Below are 4,470 nucleotides of genomic sequence, written 5' to 3' on the forward strand. Positions count from 1 at the left end.
TGGCCGCGGACCGCGCCGCCGCCGCGGCGCTGGCCTGCTCGGAAAAAGATCTAGCAGAGCACGCCTTCGTGGTGCGCCACATCCGCGAGGCGCTGCAGCCGCTGTGCACCGAACTGAACGTCCCGCCGCGCCCCGACGTGCTGCCCACCGCGCAGCTGTGGCACCTGGGCACCTTGCTGCGCGGCGCGCTGCGCCCGGGGCTCGGTGCCCTGGACGCGGCCCTGGCCATCCACCCCACCCCCGCCATTTGCGGCACCCCCACCGCCGCTGCCCGCCGGGCCATCACGCAGCTGGAAACCGCCGAGCGCGGATTCTACGGCGGGCTGGTCGGCTGGATGGACGCGCGCGGCGAGGGGGAGTGGGCGCTGCTGCTGCGTAGCGCCGTGTTGCGCGGAAGCCGGGCCACGCTGCATGCCGGCGCCGGGATCGTTGCCGGCTCGGACGCGCTGGCAGAGCATCGCGAGACCGCCACTAAGTTCGGCACCATGCTCGCCGGACTCGGGGCCGCGGCGGATGCCAGGCAGGTGCAGCCGTGAACGGGCGCACCGACGATCCGATGCTCGAAGGAGTCACCGCCTACCCGGCCGAGTTCGCCGAACGCTACCTGGCCGCCGGGTACTGGAAGGACCGCACCCTGGATCGGCTGCTGCGCGACACCGCGGCCCGCCGCTCGAATCACCCGGCGGTCATCGACGGCGAGCGCAGCGTCAGCTACGCCGAACTGGTCAGCCGCATCGACGTCTCGCAGGCGGCCCTGGCGGCCCGCGGGGTGAACCCCGGGGACCGCGTGCTGATCCACGTGCCCAATGCGCTGGAGTTCTTTGATGCCGTCTACGCGGTGATCTCCCTCGGCGCGCTGCCGGTCTTCGCCGTGCACAGCCACCGCGGCAGCGAGCTGGAGCACCTGGCCGCCGCCTCGCAGGCGGTGCTGCTGATCACCAGCCGCCAGATCCCCGGCCTCGACGTGCCGGCCTTCCGCGAGGACCTGGCCGCCCGGCTACCCGAGCTGCCGGCGGTGGACGCCGAAGACCTCTACGAGCAGGGCCTTCAGCTGCTGGGCGCCGGATGGCAGGTGCCGCGCACCGGCTGCCCGCGCCCAGCGCACGCGGCCGCCTTCCTGCAGCTGTCCGGCGGCACCACCGGCAAGCCCAAGCTGATCCCCAAAACCCACCGCGACTACGCCTACTCCATCGAGCGCTCGGCCGAGATCTGCGGCCTGGACGATGAGACGGTGTTCCTTTCCGGGATTCCGCTGGCCCACAATTTCGCCGCGAGCTCCCCGGGCTTCATGGGCGTGTTCGCCACCGGCGGCACCGTGGTGTGCGCGCCGGACGGCAGCGCCCAGCGGGTCTTCTCGTTGATCGCCCGGCACCGGGTCACCCTGGTCGCCGCGGTGCCGCCGCTGGCCCAATCCTGGCTGAATTCGCCCGAGCGCGCCGGGCACGACCTTTCCAGCTGGCAGGTGCTGCAGGTGGGCGGGGCGAAGCTGGCCCGGGCCGTGGCCGAGCGCATCATGCCGGAGCTTGGCTGCACGCTGCAGCAGGTGTTCGGGATGGCCGAGGGGCTGGTGTGCTACACGGGGCTCGATGACGACTTCGAGACCGTGGTCTCCACCCAGGGCAAGCCGATGAGCGAGGCCGACGAGGTGCTGGTGCTCGACGCGCAGGGCAACCCGGTGCCCGACGGGCAACCGGGCAACCTGTGGGTGCGCGGCCCCTATACGATCCGCGGCTACTACGCCAACCCGCAGGCCAATGCGGCCAGCTTCACCCCGGAGGGGTTCTACGGCTCGGGAGACATTGTGGTGCGCGACGAGCGCGGCTATCTGAGCGTGGTGGGGCGCACCAAGGACGTCATCAACCGCGGCGGGGAAAAGGTCAGCCCCGAGCAGATCGAAGCGGTGCTGCTGCGCCACGCGGCGGTACACGACGTGAGCGTTATCGGGGTACCCGATGAGGTGCTGGGCGAACGCACCCACGCCTACGTGGTGCCCCGCGGGGAAGCGCCGCGCCCGCGCGCCAAGACGCTGCGCACCTGGATGCGCACCCGGCAGGTCGCCGGCCACCACATCCCCGACGTGATCTCGATCGTCGACCAGCTGCCCACCACCCACATTGGAAAGATCAGCCGCAACACGCTGCGCCCCGGCGCGGCCCTACTCCAAGGAGAATCATGAGCCCCACCGACACCGACGCCTATGACGTGGTGGGCCTGGGCTTCGGCCCGAGCAACATGGCCCTGGCCATCGCCATCGATGAGCACAATCGCCGGGCCCCGCAGGAGTCGAAGCTGCGCACCCTGTTCCTGGACCGGGCCGCCGAAGCCGGCTGGCACAAGAACCTGCTCTTCGAGGACGCCAGCATGCAGGTGGCCTTCGCCAAGGACCTGGTGACCTTCCGCAACCCGATGAGCGAGATGACGTTCACGAACTTCCTGCTCGAGCAGGGCCGGCTGGCCGACTTCTTCAACCGCGGATCCATGGCCCCGCTGCGCATCGAATTCGTCGCCTACCTGCGCTGGGTGGCCGGCAAGCTGGCCGACTACGTGCAGTACTCCTCCGAGGTGGTCCGCGTGGTGCCGCGCACCGCCGGCGGCCGGATCACCGGCTACGAAGTGGACATCGCGGATGCGATCGGGGTGCGCACCGTGGCCACCCGCCACCTGGTGCTCGCCGGCGGGCTGCGCCCGGTCTACCCCGAGGGCGTGCGCGCCGGCGCCCGGATCTGGCACAGCGCCGAATTCCTGGAACGCGCGCAAACCCTGGACGCCGATGCCGTGCGCTCGGTCGCGGTCATCGGCGGCGGGCAGAGCGCCGCCGAGGTGATCGAGCAGATGTACTCCCGCTGCCCGAACGCGCAGATCCACCCGGTCATTTCCCGCTACGGCCTGGTGCCCTCGGACGCCTCGCCGTATGCCAACCGGATCTTCGATCCCGCCGCCGTGGACGAGCTGTTCGATACCGCCGCCCCGGTGCGCCAGGCCATCACCGAGGCCCACCGCAACACCAACAATTCAGTGGTCAACCCCGAAACCATCGCCGCGCTGTACGACATCGAATACCGTGACAACTGGCTGGGCGCCAACCGGCTGCACTGGCATCGCGCCACCCGGGTGCTCTCAGCCCGGGAGGACTACCGGCAGGCCGGGGTGCAGCTGACGCTGCGCGAGGATCTGGAAGGGCAGACCCGCCAGCTGGAAGTGGATGTGGCGATCTTCGCCACCGGCTACCAGGCGCTGGATCCCACCACGCTGCTGGGCAGCCACGCGGCAATGCTCTGCCGGGACGAGGCCGGGCGGCCGACCGCACGGCGCGACTACAGCGCCAACACGCTGTTGCCCGATGACGCCAAGCTCTACCTGGTGGGGCAGACCGAGCACCAGCACGGGATCTCCGCCACCTTGCTCTCCAACGTGGCGGTGCGCGCCGGGGAAATCCTGGATTCGATCCTCGGCGCCAACGCGGCCGGGCGGGCGCTGGCCGCCACCGGGCAGGTGAGCGCATGAGTTCCCTGGACGAAAACCGGATCCTGGCAGACCTCGCCGCCGCCGGCGGCCTGCCGGTGGAGGAAATCGAGCCCGCGGACGCGCTGGCGGACCTGGGCATCGACTCCATCCGGCTGATGGGCCTGATCGATACCTGGCGTGCCGCCGGCGCCGCGGTCGACTTCCCGCGGCTGGCCGCCAGCGCCGACGTCGAGCAGCTGGTCGGCACCGTGCTGGCCGCCGTTCCCTCCCGGTAGATCGCAGCAAATTTCAAACCCCGAAGGAAAACCCACACCATGACCCTCGCCCCCGCCACGACCCGCGCCCTGCGGCTGACCGACGCCCAGGCCGGAATGGTGCACGCCGAATTGGCGGCCCCGGACACCGCCGACTTCGCCGTCGGGGACGCGGTGGTGTTCCGCGGCAGGATCTCCTCAGCCCACCTGGCCGAGGCGATCCAGCGCACCCTGGCCGAAGTGCCATGGTTCAGCCACCGCTTCGACGCCGAGGCCATGAAGCTGGTGCCCGGGCCGGTCCCCGAGCCGCAGCCGGCCCAGGCGCTGCCCGGGGACCTGCACACGGCGGATGACCAGCAGCTGACCGACTTCCTGCGCGAGCGCTACCTGCCCATGATCACCCTTCAAGGACAGCTGCTGCACCAGCGCCTGCTGCTGGCCGACCCCCGCGCCGAGGCCCAGCCGCTGGCGGTCTGGGTGCTCGTCGCCCACCACGTGCTCATCGACGGGTACGGGATTGCGCTGGTCGCCCGGCGGGTGGCCGAGCACTATACGGCCCTGGCGACCGGAAGCCCGGTGTCCGCAACCCCGTTCACCGACCCGCAGGCGGTGCTGGAAGCCGAGAGCGCCTACCACGGCTCGGCGGCCGAGGACCGCGACCGGAAGCACTGGCTGGGGCTGCTGTCCCCCGAAGGCGGCGAAGAGTACCGCCCCACCCGGCTGGCCGGGCTGCTCGGGGCGGCCGGGCAAC

5 protein-coding genes are annotated in these 4,470 nt (G+C 71.2%); all 5 read left to right on the top strand.

Annotated elements, in window-relative coordinates; translation table 11 throughout:
* A partial coding sequence (locus RCJ92_RS15035) for a chorismate-binding protein (protein WP_446755005.1) occupies positions 1 to 536 on the top strand: 536 nt, incomplete at its 5' end.
* On the top strand, positions 533 to 2,176 hold the full coding sequence (locus RCJ92_RS15040) for a (2,3-dihydroxybenzoyl)adenylate synthase (protein ID WP_446755006.1): 1,644 nt from the start codon (positions 533 to 535) through the stop codon (positions 2,174 to 2,176). The genes RCJ92_RS15035 and RCJ92_RS15040, both read left to right, overlap by 4 nt.
* Positions 2,173 to 3,504 (top strand): lysine N(6)-hydroxylase/L-ornithine N(5)-oxygenase family protein, encoded by a 1,332-nt coding sequence (locus tag RCJ92_RS15045; protein ID WP_446755007.1) that lies wholly within the window; start codon positions 2,173 to 2,175, stop codon positions 3,502 to 3,504. Before RCJ92_RS15040 ends, RCJ92_RS15045 begins: the two co-directional genes overlap by 4 nt.
* Positions 3,501 to 3,740, top strand: coding sequence for a phosphopantetheine-binding protein (locus RCJ92_RS15050; RefSeq protein WP_446755008.1), 240 nt, complete (start codon positions 3,501 to 3,503; stop codon positions 3,738 to 3,740). Before RCJ92_RS15045 ends, RCJ92_RS15050 begins: the two co-directional genes overlap by 4 nt.
* A 39-nt stretch (positions 3,741 to 3,779) precedes the next feature.
* Positions 3,780 to 4,470 (top strand): condensation domain-containing protein (locus RCJ92_RS15055; RefSeq protein WP_446755009.1); only part of this gene is annotated, 691 nt, incomplete at its 3' end.

Source organism: Glutamicibacter sp. BSL13 (genome assembly GCF_052928425.1).